We start from the raw sequence: 24,218 nt of genomic DNA, 5'->3' as shown, positions 1-24,218 counted from the left end.
CCAACCAGACGACGCGGACGGGACCGGGTGGCTGACGCTCGAGCCCGGTCCTCGACATGGTCCGGCACACCGGTCACGATCCGGCGTCCTTGGTCACAGGGAGCCGGCGTGCTCGGCCAGATACGCAGAGACCCCCTCAGCGGACGCTGTCATGCCCTGGTCGCCCTTCCGCCAGTTGGCTGGACACACGTCGCCGTGTTCTTCATGGAATTGCAGGGCGTCGATCAGCCGGATCAGCTCATCGATGTTTCGGCCGAGCGGCAGATCGTTGATCGTCGCGCTGCGGACCACGCCGGTCTTGTCGATGATGATCGCAGCGCGCAGGGCCACCCCGTCCGCGGTCTCGACCCCATAGCTGCGCGCGATCGTGTGGGTCAGATCCGCGGCCAGGGTGTAGCGGACCGGACCGATCCCGCCCTCGCTGGTCGGCGTGTTGCGCCAGGCGTTGTGCGTGAACACGGAGTCGACCGAGATCCCGACGACCTCGACGTTCCGGGCCTGGAATTGCTCGATCCGACGATCGAGCGCGATCAACTCCGATGGGCAAACAAACGTGAAGTCGAGCGGATAGAAGAACAAGAGCGCGTACTTTGACTCGATCGCATCGGCGAACCGAAACGCCTCGTTGATCGTCCCGTCGGGCATGACGGCGGAGCAGCTGAAGTCGGGTGCGGGGTGACCTACCAAGTTGGGCATTGTGTGTCCTTTTGGGTGCTTGTTACGGTGTTTGTTTGAGGGATCGAGCGAGCGCGGATGTTGGTGGACGCTCGATCATGGTGGACGAGGGTTGCGAGCAGCGCCGCGCGCAACGGTGCGGCGAGCGGCGAGCGTAGTGACTCGACGCTCGAGCGCAGACAGAGGAACGCCGGGAGCCCATCACGCAGCGCCTCGATCGCTGACCGGCCCACCGCAAACCCAATGTAGTGAACCGCGGCGGGCCCAGCGTCGTCGGGACGCAGAACGTGGCAGGGGCTGGACCGTTCGCCGATCTCGAGGCTGACGACCCCAAAGTTGGCGTGCACCTCCGACGACAAGGTCGCCCCGATCGCCGGCCCGCCCGCGTGGACCATGAGGGTCGCCGTCAGCAGCCCGGGCCCCGGCAGCAGGCAGGCGTACTCGTCGATCTCACTGCGGATCTGGGCCGGATGGCGCTTGTTCTCGACGTGGACGACCTCTTGGATCTGGCCGATCACAGTCGCGTCGCTCTCGAACAACAGCCCGATGTAGCTGCCCAGTTCGACACGACGCGGGGCCTTGTGCTCGATCAGCTCGCGGAGCCGCTCGTCGCGGACTCGCGCATAGGTAGGCGCATCGAGGATCGCGCGCGTGGCGATGATCGTCATTCCAAGAACCGCCAGCGCCAGGTCATCTCAGCCGAACCCGAGCCCATGGTCCCGTTCTCGTTGCACGCGGCCTGGCCCTCGGCGTAGTAAGCCTCGACCGTCAGCTTGACCATGCGGTCGTCGGGCAGCGACAGCACAAACACCTGGTTCGAGGTCGTCACGCAGCCCGCGTAGCCCCACCAGTTCGCCATCGCGTAGGCCGGGTTGCCCGGGAGCCCAGACATGTCTTCGATCAACACGCAGTCGTCGGTGTAGAAGTCTTCGATCGCAAAGCTGCTCGGATCGGGGGCGACGTCGACGTCGGCGTAGCTGCCCGCGGCGGCCGCGACTCCCACCATGCCAGGCCCCGAGTTTCCGCTGTTTGCCCGGATCCCAAAGCGCTTGGCCGCGATGTCCCAGGCGTCCGAGCTCAGCGCGGCGTAGTCATCAATCTCGACCTTCTCGAGGCCCGCGTCGCCGAAGCGCATGTAGACCCACGGGTTCATCGCCGCGGCCATGGTCCCGCCAGCGGAGGCGTCGACGGAGCTGAGCCAGTCGTCGCCGTCCTCGGTGGAGGACACCGCTCCCTCGGCGACCTTCTCTTGCAGGGAGAGATCCAAGATCAGCGCGTCTTCGCAGATGAGCTCGCCTGGATCGCCGTCGCCGTCGCCAGCTGGATCGCCGTCGCCGTCACCAGTTGGATCGCCGTCGCCGTCGCCGCTGGTGTCGGCATCGCCGGTCGTCTCTTCGCTCATCTCGTCGCCCGAGCTCTCGCAAGCGAGGCACGTGGTGACCGCGATGAGCGTGATCAGCGCTTGCTTTAAAATGATCATGAAATTGATTTTCAATTAAATTATTGAGGAATTTAAGTATCTGGCCAGAAAATTCCACGCGAGCAATCTCTCAAGTACGATTTTGAATACCGTTTTCAGTTGTGGTAACAGGTCCTGCGTTCGCTCGCCACGCGGACGACGGTAACTGCGCACCACCTGGCGACGGACCCGAAGGCAGGGCTCGTGGGTCCGCGACCACGACCTCAAATCGAGCCGGCGCGTGCGCTGTGATTGGGAATGGCGACGACCGAATCGTCAATATGAACATTTTTCGTTTTCCAAGATGAGCTCGACGGACGATTCAGGAGACGCCGTGAACACACCCAACAATCCTCGCTCGTGGCAAACGCCATCTTTGTACCTCGTATGCCTGCTGCTCGGCTGCGCGGCGACCGAGCGAGAGGCCGCCAACGTGGTCGCGCCGACCGCCCAAGCCGACGCGCCCGCGCCCTCGCCAGCGTGGAAGGTCGACGCGGAGCAGGGTCCGCCGCTGTTGCCCGAGGGGGTGACGAGCTTTGGTGCGACCAACCTTGGCGACGACGTCTATGTGCTCGGCGGTTACCAAGGTACGCCCCACCGCTACGACAACACTGGGCAGTCCAGTGGCTTCCTGCGCTTGTCCGCCGGGGCCCGGGAGTGGGAGACGCTCGGCGAAGTCGTGGCCCTGCAGTCTGTGGCCCTCGATGCCGTCAATGGTCAGATCGTTCGTGTGGGGGGCATGCGGATCCACAATGATCCCGGCCAGCCCGCCGACATGCGCTCGCTCGCCGAGGTCGCGTTCTACCAGCCAGACACCGGAACTTGGACCCAAGGACCGCCGCTGCCCCAGCCGCGTTCGTCGCACGAGATCGCGGTGATCGATCAGGTCATCTACGTGCTCGGGGGCTGGGCGCTCGACGGCGACAGTGACTCGGGTGTGTTTCGAGATCAGGCGCTCTCGCTCGACATGAGCGAAGCCACGCCGTCCTGGAAGTCGTTTGCTGCGCCGTTTCGTCGCCGCGCGCTCGGGGTCGCTGCCGCTGGCGGCAAGCTGTACGCGCTCGGCGGCATGGACGACACGCGCAGCATCAGCGCGGAGGTCAATATCTATGATCCGTCGACCGGCAGCTGGTCGCGGGGCCCCGATTTTCCGGGTTCGGCGTTCGGGCTGGCGGCGGCGGCCGTCGGTGACACGGTCTTCGCATCCGGTGACGACGGCGTGATCTACGGTCTCGCGCCCGGTGCCGAGCAGTGGGTCCGCGCAGGCAGCTTGAGCTTCCCTCGCTTCTTTCATCAGATCGTCGAGACCGAAGGCCAGCTGCTTGCCGTGGGTGGCATTCACGGCATGAGCAAGGACGCCCGGACCCGCCAGGTCGAGCGTGTGGCCATCAATGACCCGAACCCAAACCCGATCCTGGGTGTGTGGCGGATCGACAGCCCCGCGCAGGCCAAGAATAGGATGGGCATGGTCGTGGCTGGGGATGCGCTGTATTTGTTTGGGGGCAACCGCAGCATCGAGCAGCATGACTTTGGGGCCGAAGACTTCCTGGATGAGGGCTTTCGACTTCACCTCCCGTCCATGACCTGGTCCGAGATCGCGCCGCTGCCCGTGCGTCGGCAGACCATGCAGACAGTCATGGTTGGCGACAGCCTGCTCGCGGTCGGCGGCTTTGGTCACGATGGCGAGAGCGCGCGCACGCACGGCGACGCCTACCAGTACAACTTTGCCACCGACGCCTGGACCGAGCGGCCGGGCGCGATAAAGGGGACCCGCAGCCAGTTTGGACTGGCCGCCCACGGCGGCGAGCTGTGGGTGTTTGGTGGCCTCGACTACGACCCGGCGCGCGAGGGCGACACCGCCTTTGATCACCGCACCGATGTCTTGGTCGCGCCAGCCGACGACCCCAGCGCCAGCTTCGAGCCCAGCGGGGTCACCCTCCCGTCGCCGCGCCGGGCGTTCGGAGGCGCGGTGCTCGACGGGCGTTACTACATGGTCGGCGGCATGCACGGTGACTTTGCGCCCGTCACGACTTGCGATGCCTTCGAGTTCGCGACCAAGAGTTGGTCGAGCTTCAGCTGTCCGCCGTCGCAGTTGCTCTCGGCCCAGCTCGTGGTGATCGGTGAGGCGCTGTACCTCGTTGGCGGCTCGAAGATGGGTGACGCCGGGCTCGAGCCGAACCTCGAGGTCTTGCGCTACGACCCTCGTGGGGATCAGTGGACGACCGTCCTCGACGAGATCCCCTTGCCGCCGAAGCACCTGCGGGCGTTCGAGTTCAACGGGCGCTTGTTGTTGTTCTCGGCGCACTTTGAAGGCGTGTCGCAGGCCAAGGTCGCGCTGATCCGCGTCGGCGAGACCTGAAGCTGGCGGCGAGCGCGAGCACCCCGAGCGACTGTGCTGCTACATGGCACGGCCACCCGTCTGCCAAGCGCGCGTGGCCGTGACTGAACTAGACGTCGATCATGCGGAGAGCCTTCCGCTCCGCTTCCGATGGGGGATCCCAGGCATCGGAGGCGCGTTCGAACAGCTCCATCGGCACGATTTGGGTGTGAGCTCCCGCCGAGGCGTTGCGCTGAGCCACGCGCTCACGCCTCACGTCCCTCGGTGCGTCGAGCAGATAGACCACGGGCTCGAGATCCTCATCCCGCGCCTTCGCGTAGTACATCTCGCGTTCCACAGCCGACACGAGACCGAGCTCGAGAAAGACATCGGTGCCGGACGCGAGAATGTCCAGCGAAGTGTCCCAAACCATTCCTCGACAACGCTCGCGGCGCTCTAGATACCAGGCAAGCACATCTTCTGGGGGACGCGTGTCCGCGCCGTAGAGCCGCACCATCCAAGAGTCGAGATCCAGAAAAACCCCACCATGTCGTGCCGTGCTTCGACGGGCAAACGTGCTCTTTCCCGCTCCGACAGGTCCGACAATGAGATGCAATGTGCCTTTGGTTTTCATCGTGAGCACTCTTCAGCTACCGCGAAGTCAGTGCGGGCTCAGACTCGCGCGCTCGTGACAAACGCTCGCGCACGACGGAGCGGTCGAAAACCATTTTTCGTCACAACGGCCTCCAGTGCCTCGTAAAACGGGTGTTCGGCCGCGCGGGGATGTCCTCGTAGGTCACGAACCGTCCGGGTTGCTCGTGGTCCTTGCTGCTCGTCGTCATGACGTGGCCAATCTAGCTGGAGCTTGATCGCACTGTCGACCGCGGGGTTCTCGCGCACTCATTGACCGAAGTCGGCGGGATGCGTGCGGCTGCGGACGCACGACCACGGAGACTCAGGGTCGAAACTCGCTGGCCTCGATGCCGTGGCGCCGAAGCAGGTCGTGAAAATCGGTGCGGTTGCGGCCGGCGACCTTGGCTGCGGCGCTCACATTTCCGGCGGCGCGGCGCAGCGCCTCGCTCAGGTAGGCGCGGTCAAACCGTTCCCGAGCTTCGCGCATGGGCGGGAGTTCCTCGACCCCCAACAGCACCTGGGGGAGATCGAGGGTCGGCGGCGGGCGCCGGGACGCGAGCTCGGTCAAGCTGGGATGCGGCAAGACTGCGAACACGTGGTGGGTACGCAGCACCCCGTCGGTGGTCAGCAACGTCGCGCCCTCAATGACGTTCGCGAGCTCGCGCACGTTGCCCGGCCACGGGTGGGCGAGCAGCAGCTGCAGCGCATCGTGGCTCAGGTGCGGTGTGGTCAGGCCGTGCTTGGCCGAGGTCTGGCTCAAGAACAGCTCGGCGAGCAAGGGGATGTCCTCGGGCCGCTCGCGCAGCGGTGGCATCGCGAGCGGGACCACGTGCAGCCGGTAAAACAAGTCCTCGCGGAACCGACCCTCGGCGACGTCACTGCGGATGTCACGGTTGGTGGCGGCGATGACCCGAACATCGGTCTTGACTGGCGTCGACGCGCCGACCGGCAGGTAGCTGCGCTCTTGCAGCACCCGCAGCAGCTTGACCTGGACCGAGGCAGGCGCGTCTCCGATCTCGTCGAGCAGCATGGTCCCCTGGTGCGCGGCGCCAAACAGCCCGAGCTTGTCCTGGACCGCGCCCGTGAACGCTCCACGCTTGTGACCAAACAGCTCGCTCTCGAGCAGATCGGCCGGGAGTGCCCCGCAGTTGATCGCGATGAAGGGCGCGTCGCGGCGGCTCGACAGCGCGTGAATGCATCGCGCGGCGACCTCCTTGCCGGTCCCCGACTCACCGAGAACGAGGACCGTCGCGTCGGCGCTGGCGATCCGGGCGATGATGTCGCGGACCGCCGTGATCTGTGCGCTAGCCCCCAGCAACCGCGGCTCCGAACCCGACGACCCGACGATCCGCCGGAGCCCCGCGACCTCGCGGCGCAGCTGGATGCGCTCGACCGCGTGCTCGAGCTTCTGTAGCAGCTCGTGATCGTCGAAGGGCTTGGTCAAGAACCCATAGGCACCGCGCTTCATGGCCTCGACTGCAGTCTCGATGCTGCCGTGCGCGGTCAGCATGATCACCGGCAAGTCGAGGGACCGGCACTGGATGTTGACGAGCAGGTCGAGGCCGTCCTCCTGATCGAGCCGAACGTCCACGATCATCGCGTCGACGATCTCGCGCTCGAGCACCTCGAGCGCCGCCCGAGCGGTCTGCTCGGTCGTCACGCGATAGCCGTGGTGCTCGAGGCGTAGGGCCAAGAGCACGCAGTGATCGCAGTCATCGTCGACGACGACGACGTGGGGGCGGGGTGTCCTGGATCGGTTCATGAAGTCGTGGAGGGGGAAGGTTGATCGTCGAGGGGCAGCCACAACCGAAACACAGCGCCGGTCGGCTGGGTAGGGCAGTCGAGCTCACCCGCGTGGGCCGAGGCGATCTCGCGGGCAAGCGACAGCCCGATGCCGATGCCCACGCTCTTGGCCGAGTTGGGTACGGCACGGGTCACGAATGCGTTGAACATCGACTCGCGGATCTCCTCCGGGACCCCGGGCCCATGGTCCTCGACGCGCACGCACGCCCAGGTCCGCGCGCCCGGCCGGTCGTGGACGAAGGTACGCCGCACCGTGACGGTCTGCCCGCGATTGGAGACGGCGATCGCGTTGCGGATCAGGTTGGCGATCGCGCGCTCGATCATGACCGAGTCGAAGTTGCCCGTCGGTGAGTCACCCGCGGCCTCGAGCTTGATGGCGACCCCGCGCTCATCGGCCACGGCGCGCTCGTCGTCGATCGCTCGCGCGACGAGATGATCGAGGCTGACGCCCGGGTGGCGGCGAACGGGGCTGCCGGCCCGCAGCCGCGACAGATCCAGCAAGGTCGTGACCATGCGGATCTCGGACTCGCAAGCCCGGCGCGCGATCTGTACGACCTTGCGTTGGCGCGGGTCGACCTCGCCGACGACACCATCTTGCAACAGCGCGAGCGACTCGCGGATCTTGGACAAGGGCGTGCGCAGCTCGTGTGAGATCGACGCGAGGATCTCTTGCTTGAGCGTCTCGAGCTGCTCGAGCTGCAGGCGCATGCGCTCGAGCTCATCGCCGAAGTCGGCGAGCTCACTCGGAGGATTGCCGATGCTGACGGGAGTTCGAAAGTCACCGCGGCCGACACGCTGGGCAGTCTCCGTCAAGTTGGCGAGCGCTCGGGTGAGGACTCCGGCTGCACGGGCAGCAACGACAACCGCCACGACCAGCGACAATCCGGCGATCAAGATGCCGCCGATCGCTGCGGCGTTGCCAAACTCGCGGGCGTCCCGATCTTTGCGCGAGACCTCGCGGTGTAGCTCCTGCAGCCGCGAGACCCAGACGTTGGTCAGCTGTTCGTCGAGCAGCGCTCGGCGCCGGAGCAAGTCCGGCGCCAGCAGACCCTCACACCCGCGCCGACTTTGCATCTCCTCGGCCAGCTCGAGGTAGTCCAGTGAGAGCTGCCGCATTGGCGCGGCGACATCCGCTTGGACCTGCCCCAGCATCGTCCGCAGCCGGGCTTCGCTGAACGAGACACGCTCGCGCGGTGGGTCCGGTGCCTGACCGCTGCGACAGTCGCCTTCCCCGTGGCGCATGCTGACGTCCAGGGTCCACGCCGCCCGATGCAATCCGCCCTCGTCGTGGAGCGACTCGAGCTCCTGCTCGGCCAGCGTCCGCAGCAGCGAGGTGACATGCACGAGGCCGACGAGGATCACGACCACGGCGACCGACACCACCAAAACCGGGACGCAGTGTGAGCCGAGCAACCAACGAAAAATCGGGGTTCGCCCGGTCGCCAGCGCTTCGACTTCGTCGCCAGTAGGTCGCTGCGTCACAGCTCGGATACTACGCGGTTCGCCGACCGCCACCCAGTCCGCGCGAACGGATTCACCACATCGTGTCTCGTCGGTCGGCCGGTTTTGGTCGTGCTTTCCGCGGGTGTTGACCGCGGTTCCCGACACCTGTCAGTTCTCGCCGACAGGTTGGGCGCGGCCGACGCTCATTGCAATTGCGCCTATCCGCAACACTCGTGAGTGGGCCCGATCCTGCGATGCGCAGATTACCCACATCGCATGGCACAGTCTGTGTAAGGGGCTGCGATTCGATGCCCGCCCCACTCGAATCGCTGTCGGGATCCGCGTATTGGCGAGGGGTCGCGCGCGCAACCCTCGCGTCGTGGCACTCGGCGTTTCATACCGAGATCCCGCGCAACATCGCAGCGGGGATAACGGTCGCCCTCGTCGCGCTACCGCTCAACTTGGCGCTGGCCCTCGCGTGCGGCCTGCCTGCGGCCGTGGGTCTGGTTACCGGCGCAATCGCAGGTGTGCTCGGCGCGGTCCTTGGTGGATCACGGCTGCAGATCACCGGGCCGGAGGTCGCGCTCGCCCCAATCACCTTCGAGATCGTCACACGCCACGGATTCGACGGGCTGATCCTCGCAACCTTGCTCGCGGGCATGCTGCAGATCGGCTTGGGGTTGTTTCGAGTCGGTGGCCTCATCCGCGCGATCCCACTTCCGGTAATTGGTGGCTTCCTGGCGGCCGTCGGCATCTTGGTGTTCGACAGTCAGCTCCCGCGATTATTGGGTCTACCCGGGGACATTCGCCTGGTCTCGGACATGACCCTGGGCTCATTGAACATCATTGATCCCAAGATAGTGACGATCGGGTGCGTGGTGATCGTGACGATGGTGCTATTGCCGCGTCTCCACAAGCGGATCCCGACCCCGCTGGTCGCGCTGGTCATCGCGATCGCGTCGCTGGGGCTGGGCTGGGAGATCCCGACGGTCGCGCCGCTCGACGGGAGCTGGCCTGCGCCACGGCTGCCAAACCTCGAGAATGTCGACATCCCAGCGTTGATCCCCGAGGCCATCGCGCTCGCGATCATTGCTTCGATCGACTCGCTCTTGTGTGCGGTCTCCGTCGACGGCCGGACCGGCGGTCCGCGCAACCAAACGGATCAGGAGCTCGTCGCCCAGGGCGTCGCCAACATCGCGAGCGCCAGCTTTGGCGGCATGCCGGTCGCCGCCGCGGTCGTCCGCTCGGTCGCGGCCATCGAAGCTGGCGCCACCACGCGACTGGCTCCGCTGGTCCAGTCACTGGTTCTCGCCCTCGTCGTGCTGGTCCTCGCGCCGCTCGTCACATTCATCCCGCTGGTCGCGCTCGCCAGCATCTTGCTGGTCGTGGGCTGGCGGCTGATCGAGTGGCGGCTGCTCTACAAGCTCTGGACCCATGCTCGCTACGAAGCCGTGATCTTCTTGGTCACTGCGGCCGGGATCTTGCTGACGGACTTTGTCCTGGGCGTGTTGATCGGCGTCGTCGCGGCCCTGGCCCACTTTGCCCACGAGCAACGCGAGTTTGCCAGCGCAGCCTCGCTCGAGACCCCGCCAACCCTGACCGAAGTCGCAACTCCGACCGGGCGCGCGCAGATCATCTGGCTGGCGGGTCCGCTGTTTTTTGGGTCCCAGGCGAAGCTCGCCGAGGTCGTCGACGAGCTCGAGACCGGCGTCGAGGCTGTTGTGCTCGAGCTGTCCGCGGTCCCGACCATCGATATCTCGGGCGCGGGCGCGCTGGTCCAGGCGATCGAGCGATTGGTCGTGCGCGGGGACGTTCGGGTATGGGTCAGCGGGATCGGCGAGCGGGGAACACCGCTAATCGAGATTCTCATGGGTCCCGAGCTCAGCGAGGTCAAGCTGGTTCCGAGCCTCGATGACACTGGGCTCGTCGCTGACGTTGGCCCTCGCAACTCCAGTCCTTCAAGCCCTCAGCCAACCACCAAAGGTAACAGCTATGATCCACGAGACGCGCTTCGCCGGGCAGTCCCCGAGTCCTGAACACGCGGGCCGACCCAGGGCTCGCCGGCCTGTCGCCCCATTCACGGGGTCGCCCTTGCTGCGGGTTGCGATGAGCAACACCGCGACGCACTTCACCCTGGCCGGGATGGTCGCGGCGCTGCTCGGCCTGGTCGCCGGCGCGCTGCTGTGGCACGGCCCAAACTCCGGGCTCGCGACGGCGCTGGCTTGTGGATGCCTGCTGGTCGCCGCGATCACCCGTCTGCGCGCGCGTCGTGGGCTGCGGGCCGAGCTGGTCCGCGAGGCCAAACGCGACGACTTCGACGATCCTGAGGCCTACGCGGATGCGTCCCTCGACGAGTGGGCTCGTCGCTGACTCGACAGACGAGCTGCTAGGACGCCCCGTCGCCCGAGCTATCGGTGTCGCTCGGCTCGCGGCGCCACCTCAGGTGGCCATGTGCCCGCATCATTGCGCGATACATGACCGGCAGCACCAGCAAGGTGAGCAGGGCCGCAGAGATGGTGCCGCCCACGATCACCACCGCGATCGGTCGTTGGGTCTCGGCGCCCATCGACTGCGACAGCGCAGCCGGGATCAACCCAAACGCCGCGAGCCCGGCGGTCATCAACACCGGTCGCAACCGGTCCCGAGCCCCTCGCAAGATCGCCTGGTCGAGCCCGAGCCCGGCCCGGCGCCGTGCCTCGACCGCGCTGAGCACCAAGACCCCGTTGAGCGAGGTCTGCCCGACCAGCGCGATGAAGCCGACCGCCGCCGCGATCGAGACCGGCATGTCGAACATCCACAGCCCGAGCGCGGCGCCGACCAGCGCGAAGGGAACGGTCAAGAGCACGAGCAAGGCCATCGGGAGCGAGTCGAAGGCCTTGAACAGCAGGGCGAGGGTCAGCACCAGCGCGACCGGGACCACGAGCAGGAGCCGCTTCATCGCCCGCTCCTTCGACTCGAACTCGCCCCCCCACTGCATGGTCACCCCCGCTGGGGTCTCGACCTCGGCCTCGACCACCGCGCGAGCGTCTCGAACGAAGCTGCCGAGGTCGCGCCCGCGCACGTTCATGCGGATGCCGATGTAGCGCTGGCCGTTCTCGCGGTTGATCGACGCCCGGCCATAGTCGACGCCGACCTCGGCGACCGAGCTCAGCGGCACGAGGGCGCCCGAGGCCGTCGGGATCCGCAGGGCCGAGATCGCCTCGACGGTCTCGCGCGAGGCGTCCGGCAGGCGCAGGACCACCGCAAACACGCGCTCGCCCTCCCACAGCTCGCCGACCGCCTGGCCGCCGAGGGCGACGGCCAGATAGCTCTGGACGTCATCCATGGTCAGCCCATGGCGACCGAGCCACTCGCGGCGCGGCGCGATCTGGATCTGCGGAACCTCGCCGCTCTTGACGATGCCGAGGTCGGCGATCCCGGGGACGTCGGCGAGGGCCAGCTTGGTCGCCTCGGCGACGCTCTGCAGGGTCTCGAGATCGTCGGCGTAGATCTTCAGGGCGACCTGACCGAACTGACCCGAGATGTTCTCGTTGACGTTGTCGCGGATCGGCTGGGAAAAATTGATCTCCAGGCCGGGGATCGTGTCGAACGACGCGCCCATCTTGGCCACCAGCGCGGCGAGGTCGGGGGTGTCGTCGGGCCACTCGGCGGCCGGCCGCAGCTTGACGAAGAACTCCAGGTTGTTGGAGAGCGTGGCGTCGGTGCCGTCTTCCGGCCGCCCGATCTGATGCAGGTGAGTCTCGACCTCCGGGAACTGATCGACGATCTTGGCCAGGGTTGGCGCGAGCCGGCGGGCCTCGGTCAGCGAGACGTTCGAGGGCAGCGTGAAGGTCAGGTAGAGGGCGCCCTCGTTGAGCTCGGGCAAGAACTCGGTGCCGCGCTGCGAGAGCAGCTGAGCCGAGCCGATCAGCGAGCCAACCGCGACCGCGATCACCAGCGCAGGTCGGCGCAGCGCGGCCTTCAAGCTCGGCATGTAGATGGCCTGGGCGAGGGTCAGGATCGGCGACTCTCGGTGCTTGCGTGGCTTGCGGTAGGCAAAGGTTGCGAGCACTGGGACCAGGGTGATCGAGAACACCAGCGCGCCGACCAGGGCCGCGACCACGGTGTGGGCCAGGGGCGCGAAGATCCGGCCCTCGACCCGCTGCAACAAGAAGATCGGCAGGTACGCGGCGATGATGATCAGCAGCGCGAACACGGTCGGCCGGACCACCTCCTTCAAGACCTTTTCAATCCGATCGCTGACCGAGAGCGCGGCCTCGCTGGCGGAGCCGTCCGCAGCCATCCGCACGGCGATCGCCTCGACGATCACCACGGCCCCGTCGACGATGATCCCGAAGTCGACCGCGCCCATCGAGATCAGGTTCGCGGCCATGCCTCGCATGTGCAGGTACGCGAACGCGAACGCCAGCGACAGCGGGATCACGACCGCGACGATCAGCGCGGCGCGAAGGTCGAGCAGGAACACCGCGAGGATGAACACGACAAGCAGCGCGCCCTCGGCGAGGTTGCGCCCGACCGTCGCCAGGGTCGTGTCGACCAGCTCGGTCCGATCGTAAAAGGTCGAGATCTCGACGCCGTCGGGCAGGACCTGCCCGTTGATCAGCTCGATCTCGGCTCGCAGGGCGTCGAGCACCTGGCTCGGGTTCTCACCGCGGCGCATCAACACGATGCCCTCGACCACGTCGAACTGGTCCTCTCGGCCGACGATGCCCTGACGCGGCGCCCAGCCCTCCTGGACCGAGGCGACCTCGTCGAGTCGGATCGGCGTGCCAGCCCGGGTCGCGACCGCGACCGAGGCGATGTCGTCGAGGTCCTCGAACAGACCTCGGCTGCGGATCACCAGCTGCTCGACGCCCTCCTCGATGATGCCGCCGGACGCGTTGATCGACGCGTGCGAGAGCGCGGCCTCGAGCTCCGCGAGGGTCAGCTGCTTGGCCGCGAGCGCCACGGGATCGGGGCGAATCTGGATCTCGCGCAACAGCCCGCCGTAGCTGACCACGTCCGCGATCCCGGCGACCCGTGACAACCGCGGCGCGACCACCCACTCCTGCAAGGTCCGCAGCTCCATGGGGTCGGTCTGCGGCCCGCGCAGGGTGTAGCGGTAGATCTCGCCGATCGGGGTGCTGAGCGAGCCGAGCTCCGGGGTCACGCCCTCGGGCAGGTCGACGGTTCGGATCCGCTCGAGCACCTGGGCCCGAGCAAACAATGGCTCGACCCCATCGCCGAACGTCAAGGTCACGAACGAGAGCCCGAACAGGTTGATCGAGCGGACCCGCGCGAGCCCTGGCGTGCCGTTGACCGCCCGCTCGATCGGGATCGACACCTGTCGCTCCATCTCCTCGGCGGGCTGGCCAGTGCTGAGCGTGATGATGTTGACCTGGGTGTCGGTGGGGTCGGGGAACGCCTCGATCCGCAGCTCGGAGAACGCGTGCGCGCCCCAGGCCAGCATCAAGACAGCAGCGAGGATCACCGCGAAGCGGTGGCGAAGCGACGACTGGACGAGTGCGTCGAGCATGTCAGGCGTCCAGGTCGACAGCGTTGAGCAGCAGCAGTGCGTTGGTCGTCACGATGTTCTCGCCGCTCGCGAGTCCCCGGATGACCTCGACCTCATTCTTTGAGCGCCGCCCGACCTCGACCTTCCGGATCTCGAAGCTGCGGGTCCCGACATCGACGAACACGATCGTCTGCGGCCCGTCGCGGACGACCGCGCCGGCCGGCACTCGCACGACCGGATCCTGGTCGACGGCCGTGAACGCGACGTCGACGTAGGCGTTGGGGCGGAGCGCTCGCTCGTTATTGGCGACCCGCACCCGAACCGGGACGGTCTGGCGATCGGGGTCGACGAGCGCCGAGACCAGCTCGACCTCGCCAGCGACCGGCGCGTGGATCGAGCCCGGCGTGGTCACCCACGCCTGAGCCCCGACCTGCAGGCGCGCGGCCTCTCGCTGGGGGACGTCGGCGATCACCAGGACCTCGTCGAGATCGGCGATCGTCGCGACGGGGAGCGCTTGCGAGGGCCCGACCTGCTGACCCAGGGTCGCGTCGAGCTGGACGACCGTGCCGCTGCGCTGGGCGAGGATCCAGAAGCTCGAGTCGCCCGAGCGAGCCACCGACAGCGAGCGCAGCTGGGCCCTGGCCGTGCGCGCGCTCAGGCGGGCCTCATCGAGCTCCGCGCGCGCGATGATCAGGTCGTGCTCGGCCGTCAGCTTGGCCTCGACCATGCGCTCGAGCTTCTCGACCGTCGCCGCCTTGGTCTGAACTTGGAGTCGGGCGCTCGCCAGCTCACCCTCGAGCGCGGGCAGATCCGTGGTCCGGACCTGGACCAGCGGATCGCCCTCGGCGACCTGGTCGCCGATCCGCACACGTGTCGCCTCGACTCGACCGGCCAGCGGCGGATAGCTGGGCGAGGTCAGCAGCTCCACCGCCTGGACCCGGCCCGTGACCTTGGGAGCGGGGAGCGGCTCGCCGGTCGTCACTTCGGCGAGCTCGAACCGGGCCGGGGTCGACTGGCCGAGGGACACGCGGCCGTCGTCGACCGCCCAGTGTCGGGGCGGCTGGCCCTCGGCCTCGGCGCAGGCGAGCGTGAACAGGAGCGGGATCAAAACGGCTGGGAAGGTCGAGCGAATCATGGCTTGGTCTCATTCGGAGGGGCGAGCACGCGCAGGAGCTCGAGGCGGGCCTCATAGGCGGCCGCGTAGGCCTCGGCTTCGGCGAGCAGCAGCTCGCGCAGCGTTCGACGGGCTTGGACGACCTCGGTGATGGTCGTCAGGCGGCTCTCGGCCGCGTCCTCAATCGCGCTGGCGATTCGCTTCGCGGCCGGGATCGCGTCGTCGCGCAGGAGCACCTGACGATCGCGCTCGAGCTCGACTTGGCGGGCGAGGTCGGGGAGCTGCGCCTGGGTAGCCGCGACTCGCTTGCTGCGCTCGGCCCCGAGTCGGTGCGTCTGGGCCTCGGCGGCCTGGCGCTGCGCCTGACCCCGATCGAAGGTCGGCAGCGCGAAGCTCAGCGAGATCGTGAACGAGTTCATCTGGTTGCCCGACACCCAGAACCGGTCGTGGGTGTAGCCAACGCGCAAGGTCGGATCGGGGATCCGCTGGGCCCGAGCGAGCCGCTCGCTGGCGCTGGCCGCCTCGCCGTACTCGGACAGGGCCCGAAGATCGGGGCGCTCCTCGATCGCAACCTCGCCTGGGTCCGCGGCGATCCATGCCTCGAGGTAGGCTCGCGCCGCGCTGCTGTCGACGAAGCGCTCGCACGCGCGGCCGACTCGGGTCGCGCAGTCGGCCAGCGCGCGGCTGATGTCGCTGCGGGCCGTGAGCACCAGCTGCTCGGTGCGCGTGAGCTCGACGCGGAGCCGATCCACGTCGAGCGGCACACCGAAGCTGGTCGCGACGCGGACCTCGGCGGCCGCGACCGAGCGCTCGCTGTCGGCGACCATCTCTTCAAAGCCCTCGAGCCGGAGGATCGCCGTCGCCAGCTCGCCGAGCGTGGCCGCCAGCTCGAGCGCTTGGCTCCGAGTGACCGCGTCCAGCTCCGCTCGGGCACCCCGCTCGAGCGCGCGATCCCGCTGGATCCGCGGACGCCGCTTACCCAGCTCGATCGGATAGGCGACTCCAACCCCGTAATTGGGAATGTTGGCAAAGGGGCGGTCGAGATCCGCTGGATTGGTGGTCCCAAATGGGATCGTTCCATACTCGAGATCGAGGATCGGATTGGGCAGCAGCCGACTCTGTCGGACGTCGGCGCGAGCGAGGTCAACGCGCAGCGCTGCGGCCTCGAGATCGGCCAGTCCCTCGCCGACGATTTCCTGCAGGTCCTCGAGCCCGAGCTCGGCGCTGGGACGGAACACCTGGCCGCCATCGCGCTCCTGCGGCACGGCGAGCGCGGCGGCGGTCTCGGGCTGCAGCAGGCTCACGCATGCGAGACCTGCGACCAGCGCCACTACCTGGCCCACGCGCTCGCGCGGGCGCCGGCGGGGCCTCCAAGATCGAGCAATCAGCGGCACGGCGCAACCATGCGGCAAGCCAGATCGAATCGAGATTAAGTCTGGATTACATGTTCGTAATGTTCGCCGATAGGATCGGGTTCGTAGATAGGCAGTTCGAAGATCGTGCTAGCCTCCCGCGATGGTGCGTCCTGACGAACGGGGAGCGCGGCTGGCGAAAGCCAGGCGAGTTTGTCGTTCACGCTGCACCGCTCCAGCGGGTTCGAGTCCCGTCTCGGAGAGGCCACTGGTAAGCCGTGTGCGGGAAAATCGCACGCACGGTTTGAACGGGGGGCCCTACCGGCATCCCACATTTTTCTGTTGGAGAAAGGTAGGGTCTACCAATGCTCGGAGGTTCTGAGTGAAGGTATTGGTCGTCGAGGACGACGCCAAGCTGGCCCGCTTCATCGCCCGTGTGCTGATCGAGGAGGGCTATGTCGCCGACACCTGTGCCCAGGGGCTCGAGGCCATCACTCGAGCGTCGAGCGGGGTCTACGACGCGATGGTCCTCGACTGGATGCTGCCCGATATCGACGGTGTCAGCGTGTGCCGCCGGCTCCGCGAGCAAGGCTGCATGATCCCCATCCTGATCTTGACCGCCCGGGGCGAGCTCAACGAGCGGGTCTTGGGCCTGCGCTCGGGTGCCGACGACTACCTGGTCAAGCCGTTCGAGATCGACGAGTTCCTCGCTCGGCTCGAGGCCGTGCTCCGGCGCACGATCCAGCAGGGCCGGGTACGCCTCGGCCCGCTCGACGTCGATCGACTCGAGCGCCGGGTCCTGGTCGCCGGGCGGCCGCTCCACCTGACCGAGCGCGAGATGACCCTGCTGCTCTACCTGGTCCAGCGGGCCGATCAGGTCGTGACCCGCTCCGAGCTGCTCTCGCGCGTGTGGGGCATGAATTTCGATCCCGAGTCCAACCTCGTCGCCGTCCACATCAGCCGGCTGCGCGACAAGCTTGGCGTCCACGCCAGCCTGATCGAGACCGTGCGGGCCAAGGGCTACCGGCTCCGCGGGGAGGCCGAGCCATGAGCTTTCGCGCCCGTTTCGTCGGCGCCATCTCGGCGGTCAACCTGATCACGCTGGCGGCCGCGTTCACCAGCGTGAACCTGCTGGTCGACGCCAGCCAGCAGCGCCAGTTTGACGAGGCCCTCGGCCGTGAGGCCCGGGAAGAGTCAGCCGAGATCGCCCACTCGGGGGCCGACCGGCTGCGGATCTCACCGCGGCTCGGCCCGAGCCCCGATGACGTCGGGCCGTTGACCAAGTACGCCGCGCTCTACGCCGAAGACGGCACCGTGCTCGACGCCACGGTGTCCTGGCAGGGTCCGCCGCCCGCCGTCCGCGAGCTCGGGCGTCCGCTCGGCGACTTTGAATTCCAAGGTGAGCACCTGCGCGGCCTGGTCATCGAGATCCCGGGTCACGCTGGCGTCGTCTTGCTTCTGGCCGCGCCCCGCAGCGACCTCGATCGTGACTCGCTGTACCTCGCGCGGGTCATGGGCCTGGTGTTCGGGATCGCGTTCTTGGCCACGATCCTGCTCACCTCCGACGTCGTTCGGCGCCTCACTCGGGTCCACGATCGCATCGCCCGAGTTGCACGCCGGATCTGGGCCCACGACCTCGACGCGCGCGTGGGCAAGGTCCGGGCCGCGCCCGAGATCGTCCAGCTCGCAGGCGACGTCGACGCGATGATCGAGCGCCTCGCCACGCTGCTGCGCGCCCGCAGTGACTTCATCGCCCACGCCGCCCACGAGCTGCGCTCACCGCTGACGGCCCTCTACGGCGAGCTCTCCCACGCGCTCCGCCGCTCGCGTGACGCCCAGGAGTATCGACGCTCGATCGAGGAGGCGCTCGACGCGACCCGGCGGCTCAAGGCCCTCACTGACGAGCTGCTCGCCCTGGCCCGGATCGGTCGGGTGCCCGCGCTGCCGTCCACGGTCGTCGATCTCGCCCAGGTCAGCCACGAGGCCGCGGCGATGCTCGCCGCTGAAGCCGAGCGCCACCAGGTCGACGTGGTGATCCGCGTCGAGCCGATGGCCGTCCGCGCCGACCCCATGGATCTGGTTCGGTTGATCCGCAACCTGCTCGAGAACGCGATCGGCCACGCGCCGCCGGGTAGCCGCGTGGATCTCGAAGGACGGCCCTGCGACGCGAGCCCGAGCCCTACCGCGATGTTGCTGGTGCGTGATCGCGGCGTCGGGGTCCTCGAGCGCGACGCCGAGCAGATCTTTCAGCCGTTCTATCGCGGCGCGAGCGAGCGGGCGAGCGGGCGTCCGGGGACTGGTATCGGTCTCACCATTGCCCGCGAGATCGCCATCCACCACGGCGGTAGCTTGGAGCTGGAGCGCGGATCGAGCTTGGGTGCGTGCTTTGTGGTTCGCTTGCCAATCCTTCCGATGGGGGCTGACCAAAGTCTCCCGCGGTGAGACCGTCAACCTGGAGATGATAGGCTCATCTCGACGCTGGCAGCCGACGCTGTGGCGAGAAGCCAAGTCCACACGACACGTGCAGTCGAGTGCGATGCGCGAGCGCCGACCTTGGCACTCGAGCGGCTAAGACATCCAACCCAGGGTCGGCGGGGTGTGAACATCGCGCCACCGAGTTCTTGGTCCGGGCAGCTGGCGGTCCGGTGCCGTGCCGGTCGAGCGTCGAGGAGCTGCACGACTGCGCGAGCTCCCGGGCCCACTCACGGGCGCTCGGTCTCGAGCCATGCCGAACCGTCGCCGTCGGTCGCTGACGATTGCGACGGTCCCCGACAGTCGCTCGAGAAGCGGCGCGCCGACCAGACAAGCGACTTTACGACGGCACCCATCTTGCTGAAGGGATCGGCATGCGTTCAGCCAAGCTCGCTTTCACCATCGCCACCCTCATCGCGGGAGTCTTCATGCCCAAGCCAGCGCTCGCCGAGACCGGGGACGGTCCGAATATGCTCAAGCTCAGTTGTATGAACGGGCCCGGAAATTCGACGGAGCGCGCATCGCAAGACCCCTTTCATGTCACGCTGTGGGCGGGGAACTACCTCTATCAATCGACGAGCATGACCCTCGAGGCACACGACTGCATCGACGACGATGACCCCAGCTCGCTTGCCTGGTCCTTCGACAGTTGGGGGGACGAGGCCTGGATCACCGACGTGATCATTCAGACCCACTCCGACGACGCGCTGTTCCTCGACTGGCTCGAGCTGTACTATACTTGTTCCGGCTCGTTTTGCACGGGCAACACCATCTCCAAGTATGGGGTCACCGGCGGCGATGGCTGGTGCCTCTCGACTGACGCCAATGACGCCAGCGGTTGGTCGAACTACCTCGATCCGAACGCCGGCTGCCAAGAGGCGTTCCGGTTCGATGTCGACAACGAAAACGCCTATATCACGTCGCCGCTCGAGTGGGTCTATACCGTCAAGCTCGACTGTGGGCGGAGCACGATCGAGAACGAGGGGACCTCCAACGACGTCACCGTGTCGCTGTATGACGGCTCGACGAAGCTCGGCGAGCGGGTCGTCGACTACGCCAGGTGGTGCGAGTACGGCACGTCCTGGGAGTTCTCGAGCGAGAAGCAGCCCGACCGGATCTACGTCGAGACCAACGGAAGCGACGCCATGTTCATCGACTACGTCACGCTGTGGGAGTACAGCGAGGCCGACCACTACGACAAGATCAAGACCTGGGGACAGGACGGGGGGAACGGCTGGTGCCTGTCGACCGACCCCAGCGATTCGAGCGGGGGCTGGGACCCCTACGTATCTGGGAATTGCGGATACAAGCTCAGGTTTGACACCAGCAACACCGGCGCCGTGGTCTACGAGTAGTTCGCGCTCCCCGGCAGCCTCCGGTCGAGGACGCTCAGTTCGGCGCGCTGACCTTCATTCAGCGCGCCGACTCCTCGCTCCACCTCGACGTCCACTTTCATTGCCTCGTCCGAACCGGTGTCTACGTTCGAGGTCGCCTGCTTGCCTTCCTCGTAGGCCGAGATGAGGGCGTCGGAGTCTTCGTGGTCGCGGACGTCGATGCCCACGAAGGCGCCGCTGTGTGCGTCGACGGGGTTGAGCGGACCGAGCTCCACTAGCTCGGTGCAGTCGAGGGCTGGCGAGCCCGCCGAGGCTTCTGGCTCACCTGGCCCTGGGCCAGTGTTCAGCGGCGCCCGAGCCTATCTGAGGACCAAGCCGCGCGACCGGGGTGGCGCGACGGATGCGCGAGGCTGGCCCTGCGGTCCTGGGCGGCACCAACCTCCGGAGCCGAGATGGGCGCGGCGAAGGGGGGACACGCGGTGTCTGATCTCGCTAGCATCTGGGCCACGGCTGCGAGGCCGGAGGTTCGGCCGTCGCCGAGCGGCGCGTCTCGTCGGGCGAGCTCACGATGGTCGACCGCGCGCCAAGCTTCCGCTCCTCGTTTCGCGCCATGCGTCAGCACGACGCGATGGACTGTGGGCCGACTTGCCTGCGGATGATCGCTCGGCACCACGGCAGCGACTGGTCGCTGGGGACCCTGCGCGAGCGCTGTGACATCGCCCGAGACGGGGTCTCGCTCGACGGTGTCGCCGCGGCCGCCGAGTCGATCGGCCTGCGCAGCCTCGCGGTCATGGCCAACTACGATCAGCTCGCGAGCGCGCTGCCGCTGCCGTGCATCATCCACTGGAATCAAAACCACTTCGTGGTCGTGGTCGCGGCCGACGAGCGTCGCGTCCGCGTGGCCGACCCGGCCGCTGGCCTGGTGATCCTCTCGCGCGAGGAGGTGTTGCGCCGCTGGACCGCCGACGAGGGCCAGGGCGTCGCGCTGGTGCTCGAGCCGACGCCCGCGTTCTTCACCCACGAGGGCGAGCAGCACGCGACCCGCGGGTTCGCGTCGCGCTGGCCCTACTTTCGCCCCTACCGTCGGCTGATCGTTCAGCTGATGCTCGGGATGAGCGTCGCCAGCTTGCTCGGGCTGGTGTTCCCCTTCTTGACTCAAGCCCTGGTCGACGTCGGCATCGGGACCCGTGACATCGGCTTCGTCTACGCCGTGCTCCTCGCCCAGCTGATGTTGTTCGCCGGGCGCACCGCGATCGAGATGATCCGCGCGTGGATCCTGCTCCACGTCGGCCAGCGTGTGTTCATTGCGATGCTGACCGGCTTCCTCGCCCAGCTGCTGCGGCTGCCGATGAGCTTCTTCGACACCCGCACGCTCGGCGACGTGCTCCAGCGGGTCGCCGATCACGATCGCGTCGAGACCTTCCTGACCGCGGGTCCGCTCGAGATCCTGTTTTCGTTCGTCAACGTCGCGGTGCTCTCGGTCGTGATCGCGATCTACAGCCCGACGGTGCTCGCGGTGTTCCTGATTGGGACCGCGCTCGCGACCGGTTGGATCGTCGCGCTGATGGGCCGGCGCCAGCGCCTCGATCAAGAGCACTTCGAGCACCGCACCGCCAGTCAAAACGCGCTCGTCGAGCTCGTCGAGGGCATCTCCGAGCTCAAGCTCAACGACTGCGAGCGACGCAAGCGCTGGGACTGGGAGAAGATCCAGGTCCGCCTGTTTCGCGTCAACAAGCGCCGGCTCGCGCTCGAGCAGGTGCAGAGCGCAGGCAGCATGGCGATCAACGAGGCCAAGAACATCGTCATCACCTTCATCGCCGCGCGCGAGGTCATCGCTGGCGAGATGACCCTCGGCATGATGCTCGCGCTGTCGTGGGTCGTCGGCCAGGTCGCCCGCCCGCTCGAGCGCACGCTGGCCTTCGTGTCCGCGGCCCAGGACGCCAAGTTCAGCATCGATCGCCTCGACGAGATCCACGAGTTCCCTGAGGAGCAGCCGGCAGATCGCCCGGCGCTGCGCGAGCTCGGCAGCGCGCGCTCGCTGGTGGCCGAGGGCGTGTCGTTTCGCTACCCCGGCAGCTCGCGCTGGGTCCTGCACGATGTCGACCTCGAGATCCCTGCCGGCAAGACCACCGCGCTGGTCGGCGCGAGCGGCAGCGGCAAGACCACGCTGCTCAAGCTACTGCTCGGTTTCTATACCGTCGAGGCGGGCCAGCTGACGGTCGGCTCACTGGCCCTCGACAACCTCGATCGCGGGTTTTGGCGCCGGCAGTGTGGCGTGGTCATGCAAGATGGGCACATCTTCGCGGACACCATCGCCGGCAACGTCGCCGTCGGCTTCGAGGTGGTCGATGTTCCGCGCCTGCTCGACGCGCTCGAGACCGCCAACTTGCGTGAGTTCGTCGAGAGCTTGCCGCTGGCGTGGAAGACCCGGATCGGCAGCGACGGCGTCGGGCTCAGCCAGGGCCAGCGCCAGCGGATCCTGATCGCGCGGGCGGTCTACGCCGATCCCCAGTTCTTGTTCTTCGACGAGGCGACCTCGGCCCTCGACGCGACCAACGAGCGCCAGATCATGGATCGCCTGCGCGAGTTTCAGCGCGGGCGGACCTCTCTGGTCATCGCCCACCGGCTCAGCACCGTGCGCGACGCCGACCAGATCATCGTCCTCGACCGCGGCAAGGTCGTCGAGCGTGGCACTCACGAGGAGCTCACGGCGCTCGCGGGCACCTACTACCAGCTGGTCAAGAACCAGCTCGAGCTCGGGGGCTGAGATGGCGGACGCGAGCCAGAGCGAGACCTCGGAGCGCACGCACGAGCGGATCGGTGGGGCCGCGTTCGAGGACTTCATCGGCACCGTCCCCGGGGCGGTGCTGCGCTGGGGCAACACGGTGCTGTTCGCGGTGTTCCTCGCCCTGGTCGTCGCCGCGTGGTTGCTCGAGTACCCGGACGTTGTCGCGGCCCCGGTCACGGTCACGAGCCAGACCCCGCCCGCGCCCGTGGTCGCGCGGACCAGCGGGCGGCTCGCGCAGCTGTGGGTCGAAGACGGCGAGCTGGTCCAGCGCGGGCAGTGGCTGGCGGTGATCGACAACCCGGCGCGGAGCGAAGATCTCCGCGTCGTCGCCGAGCTGCTCGAGGCCCTCGCCGATCAGCTCGAGGCGCCCGAGCGCTTCGACGCCGCCGCCCACTCGCTCGGCGCCCCGCTCGAGCTCGGCGAGCTCGACGTCGAGTACGCCGAGCTCGTGTCCGCCTGGCTCGAGCTGCGCGCGTTCGTCGACGACCCCTACTTCGACGACAGCGACGCGGGGCTGCTCGATCAGCTCGACACCAGCGACGCGCTCGCGGGCCGGATCCGGCGGCAGCGTGGGGCCCTGGTCGAGGACCTCGAGCAGGCCCGACGCGAGGCCAAAGCCGCGACCCGGCTGGCGGAGGAGGGCGTGGTCGCGAGCCGCGAGGTCGAGGCCGCCGAGGCGACCGTGCGCGCGCGCGAGCGGGCGCTCGAGGCCGCCGACGTGGAGATCCTGCGCAGTAAGATCGATCAGGTTGGCTTTGGTCGCAACCGCGCCGAGCTCGGCTTTCACCTCCGCGACCGTCGCCGCGCGCTGGTCCGCGAGGTCCACGACAGCTACGCGAACCTGGCCCGGGCCTACGAGCGCTGGCGTCGAGCCTATCTGCTGGTCGCACCGACGGCGGGCCGGGTCAGCCTCGCGCGGATCTGGGCCACGCAGCAGTGGGTCAGCGCCGACGAAGCGGTGATCAACGTGTTGCCCGAGGCCGAGACCCTCGTCGGTCGCGCGACCATGCCTCAGCTCAACTCCGGCAAGGTCGCCGTTGGTCAGCGCGTGTTGCTCAAGCTCGACGGCTACCCCTACCGCGAGCACGGTGTGGTCGAGGGGCGGGTCGGCTCGGTCTCTGCGGTCGCCAGCGAGGGGGTCTACCTCGTCAACGTGGAGTTGCCCGATGGCCTGCGTACGACGCATGGGCAGACGCTCGAGCTGCGCCACGGGATGGGCGGGACCGCCGAGATCGTGACCGCGGATCGACGCCTGCTCGAGCGCATGTTCATCCAGCTCTACGGCCTGGTGCGATCGGATTGAGTTCGCGCTCGCGCCGTGCGGCAGTTTCGCG

Annotated in this window: 18 protein-coding genes; 8 read left to right on the top strand and 10 right to left on the bottom strand. The window is 67.6% G+C overall.

The window, feature by feature from the left end:
- Positions 1 to 93 precede the first annotated feature (93 nt).
- The 3 genes from ENSA7_RS38540 to ENSA7_RS38530 are packed head-to-tail and all read right to left on the bottom strand — an operon-like array spanning position 94 to position 2,155.
- Complete coding sequence (locus ENSA7_RS38540) at positions 94 to 696, bottom strand: peroxiredoxin (protein WP_106094427.1); 603 nt, start codon at positions 694 to 696, stop codon at positions 94 to 96.
- The gene (locus ENSA7_RS38535; protein ID WP_106094426.1) at positions 681 to 1,343 is read right to left on the bottom strand and encodes a DUF3501 family protein; all 663 of its coding nucleotides are present in this window, start codon (positions 1,341 to 1,343) and stop codon (positions 681 to 683) included. Before ENSA7_RS38535 ends, ENSA7_RS38540 begins: the two co-directional genes overlap by 16 nt.
- Positions 1,340 to 2,155: an HmuY family protein gene (locus ENSA7_RS38530; RefSeq protein ID WP_181234525.1), complete on the bottom strand. Its 816-nt coding sequence runs from the start codon at positions 2,153 to 2,155 to the stop codon at positions 1,340 to 1,342. The genes ENSA7_RS38535 and ENSA7_RS38530 overlap by 4 nt, the downstream gene beginning before the upstream one ends.
- A 313-nt stretch (positions 2,156 to 2,468) precedes the next feature.
- Between ENSA7_RS38530 and ENSA7_RS38520 the strand changes: the two genes are divergently transcribed.
- Positions 2,469 to 4,493 carry a Kelch repeat-containing protein gene (locus ENSA7_RS38520; RefSeq protein ID WP_181234524.1) on the top strand — a complete coding sequence of 675 codons (2,025 nt, stop codon included), beginning with the start codon at positions 2,469 to 2,471 and terminating at the stop codon, positions 4,491 to 4,493.
- An 88-nt stretch (positions 4,494 to 4,581) separates the two neighbouring features.
- Here the strand turns inward: ENSA7_RS38520 and ENSA7_RS38515 are convergent, their stop codons facing one another.
- The 3 genes from ENSA7_RS38515 to ENSA7_RS38505 all read right to left on the bottom strand — a co-directional run bounded on the left by ENSA7_RS38515 (position 4,582) and on the right by ENSA7_RS38505 (position 8,369).
- Positions 4,582 to 5,085 (bottom strand): P-loop nucleotide/nucleoside kinase family protein, encoded by a 504-nt coding sequence (locus ENSA7_RS38515; protein ID WP_106094514.1) that lies wholly within the window; start codon positions 5,083 to 5,085, stop codon positions 4,582 to 4,584.
- 321 nt (positions 5,086 to 5,406) lie between these two features.
- Entirely contained in the window at positions 5,407 to 6,846 is a 1,440-nt protein-coding gene (locus tag ENSA7_RS38510; RefSeq protein WP_106094422.1) for a sigma-54-dependent transcriptional regulator, read from the bottom strand.
- On the bottom strand, positions 6,843 to 8,369 hold the full coding sequence (locus ENSA7_RS38505; RefSeq protein WP_146158636.1) for a sensor histidine kinase: 1,527 nt from the start codon (positions 8,367 to 8,369) through the stop codon (positions 6,843 to 6,845). Before ENSA7_RS38505 ends, ENSA7_RS38510 begins: the two co-directional genes overlap by 4 nt.
- A gap of 269 nt (positions 8,370 to 8,638) precedes the next feature.
- On the opposite strand from ENSA7_RS38505, the gene ENSA7_RS38500 reads away from it, so the two are divergent.
- Together ENSA7_RS38500 and ENSA7_RS38495 are read left to right on the top strand one after the other, a co-directional pair.
- The gene (locus tag ENSA7_RS38500; protein WP_181234523.1) at positions 8,639 to 10,366 is read left to right on the top strand and encodes a SulP family inorganic anion transporter; all 1,728 of its coding nucleotides are present in this window, start codon (positions 8,639 to 8,641) and stop codon (positions 10,364 to 10,366) included.
- Positions 10,367 to 10,436: 70 nt separating this feature from the next.
- Positions 10,437 to 10,700 (top strand): hypothetical protein, encoded by a 264-nt coding sequence (locus tag ENSA7_RS38495; RefSeq protein ID WP_146158635.1) that lies wholly within the window; start codon positions 10,437 to 10,439, stop codon positions 10,698 to 10,700.
- Positions 10,701 to 10,716: 16 nt separating this feature from the next.
- On the opposite strand, the gene ENSA7_RS38490 is transcribed toward ENSA7_RS38495, so the two are convergent.
- The 3 genes from ENSA7_RS38490 to ENSA7_RS38480 are packed head-to-tail and all read right to left on the bottom strand — an operon-like array spanning position 10,717 to position 16,242.
- Positions 10,717 to 13,845, bottom strand: a complete 3,129-nt coding sequence (locus ENSA7_RS38490) for an efflux RND transporter permease subunit (RefSeq protein WP_106094418.1) — start codon at positions 13,843 to 13,845, stop codon at positions 10,717 to 10,719.
- Position 13,846: 1 nt separating this feature from the next.
- Entirely contained in the window at positions 13,847 to 14,959 is a 1,113-nt protein-coding gene (locus tag ENSA7_RS38485) for an efflux RND transporter periplasmic adaptor subunit (RefSeq protein ID WP_106094417.1), read from the bottom strand.
- On the bottom strand, positions 14,956 to 16,242 hold the full coding sequence (locus ENSA7_RS38480) for a TolC family protein (RefSeq protein WP_146158634.1): 1,287 nt from the start codon (positions 16,240 to 16,242) through the stop codon (positions 14,956 to 14,958). Before ENSA7_RS38480 ends, ENSA7_RS38485 begins: the two co-directional genes overlap by 4 nt.
- 430 nt (positions 16,243 to 16,672) lie before the next feature.
- On the opposite strand from ENSA7_RS38480, the gene ENSA7_RS38475 reads away from it, so the two are divergent.
- From ENSA7_RS38475 to ENSA7_RS38465, 3 genes are all read left to right on the top strand, one after another.
- Positions 16,673 to 17,341, top strand: a complete 669-nt coding sequence (locus ENSA7_RS38475; protein ID WP_106094415.1) for a response regulator transcription factor — start codon at positions 16,673 to 16,675, stop codon at positions 17,339 to 17,341.
- On the top strand, positions 17,338 to 18,732 hold the full coding sequence (locus ENSA7_RS38470) for a HAMP domain-containing sensor histidine kinase (protein WP_106094414.1): 1,395 nt from the start codon (positions 17,338 to 17,340) through the stop codon (positions 18,730 to 18,732). Before ENSA7_RS38475 ends, ENSA7_RS38470 begins: the two co-directional genes overlap by 4 nt.
- A 611-nt stretch (positions 18,733 to 19,343) precedes the next feature.
- Positions 19,344 to 20,117, top strand: coding sequence for a hypothetical protein (locus ENSA7_RS38465; protein WP_146158633.1), 774 nt, complete (start codon positions 19,344 to 19,346; stop codon positions 20,115 to 20,117).
- Here ENSA7_RS38465 and ENSA7_RS45640 read toward each other — a convergent pair.
- Positions 20,108 to 20,371, bottom strand: coding sequence for a hypothetical protein (locus tag ENSA7_RS45640; RefSeq protein WP_106094412.1), 264 nt, complete (start codon positions 20,369 to 20,371; stop codon positions 20,108 to 20,110). The genes ENSA7_RS38465 and ENSA7_RS45640 overlap by 10 nt on opposite strands.
- Before the next feature lie 335 nt (positions 20,372 to 20,706).
- On the opposite strand from ENSA7_RS45640, the gene ENSA7_RS38455 reads away from it, so the two are divergent.
- On the top strand, positions 20,707 to 22,863 hold the full coding sequence (locus tag ENSA7_RS38455; protein ID WP_106094513.1) for a peptidase domain-containing ABC transporter: 2,157 nt from the start codon (positions 20,707 to 20,709) through the stop codon (positions 22,861 to 22,863).
- A 1-nt stretch (position 22,864) separates the two neighbouring features.
- A complete protein-coding gene (locus tag ENSA7_RS38450; RefSeq protein WP_106094411.1) occupies positions 22,865 to 24,187 on the top strand; it encodes a beta-barrel domain-containing protein in 1,323 nt (440 codons plus the stop codon).
- Positions 24,188 to 24,218: the final 31 nt, after the last annotated feature.

Origin of the sequence: Enhygromyxa salina (assembly GCF_002994635.1) — a bacterium.
Classification (GTDB): domain Bacteria; phylum Myxococcota_A; class Polyangia; order Nannocystales; family Nannocystaceae; genus Plesiocystis; species Plesiocystis salina_B.
The sequence above is the reverse complement of the archived record's forward strand: the minus strand, read 5'-3'. Positions and strand labels throughout refer to the sequence as shown.

Bases quoted from the DNA above. Each gene is read 5' to 3' on its own strand.
- ENSA7_RS38540 (WP_106094427.1), bottom strand. From the start codon at position 696: ATGCCCAACTTGGTAGGTCACCCCGCACCCGACTTCAGCTGCTCCGCC.
- ENSA7_RS38535 (WP_106094426.1), bottom strand. From the start codon at position 1,343: ATGACGATCATCGCCACGCGCGCGATCCTCGATGCGCCTACCTATGCG.
- ENSA7_RS38530 (WP_181234525.1), bottom strand. From the start codon at position 2,155: ATGATCATTTTAAAGCAAGCGCTGATCACGCTCATCGCGGTCACCACG.
- ENSA7_RS38515 (WP_106094514.1), bottom strand. From the start codon at position 5,085: ATGAAAACCAAAGGCACATTGCATCTCATTGTCGGACCTGTCGGAGCG.
- ENSA7_RS38510 (WP_106094422.1), bottom strand. From the start codon at position 6,846: ATGAACCGATCCAGGACACCCCGCCCCCACGTCGTCGTCGTCGACGAT.
- ENSA7_RS38500 (WP_181234523.1), top strand. From the start codon at position 8,639: ATGCCCGCCCCACTCGAATCGCTGTCGGGATCCGCGTATTGGCGAGGG.
- ENSA7_RS38495 (WP_146158635.1), top strand. From the start codon at position 10,437: ATGAGCAACACCGCGACGCACTTCACCCTGGCCGGGATGGTCGCGGCG.
- ENSA7_RS38490 (WP_106094418.1), bottom strand. From the start codon at position 13,845: ATGCTCGACGCACTCGTCCAGTCGTCGCTTCGCCACCGCTTCGCGGTG.
- ENSA7_RS38485 (WP_106094417.1), bottom strand. From the start codon at position 14,959: ATGATTCGCTCGACCTTCCCAGCCGTTTTGATCCCGCTCCTGTTCACG.
- ENSA7_RS38470 (WP_106094414.1), top strand. From the start codon at position 17,338: ATGAGCTTTCGCGCCCGTTTCGTCGGCGCCATCTCGGCGGTCAACCTG.
- ENSA7_RS38465 (WP_146158633.1), top strand. From the start codon at position 19,344: ATGACCCTCGAGGCACACGACTGCATCGACGACGATGACCCCAGCTCG.
- ENSA7_RS38455 (WP_106094513.1), top strand. From the start codon at position 20,707: ATGCGTCAGCACGACGCGATGGACTGTGGGCCGACTTGCCTGCGGATG.
- ENSA7_RS38450 (WP_106094411.1), top strand. From the start codon at position 22,865: ATGGCGGACGCGAGCCAGAGCGAGACCTCGGAGCGCACGCACGAGCGG.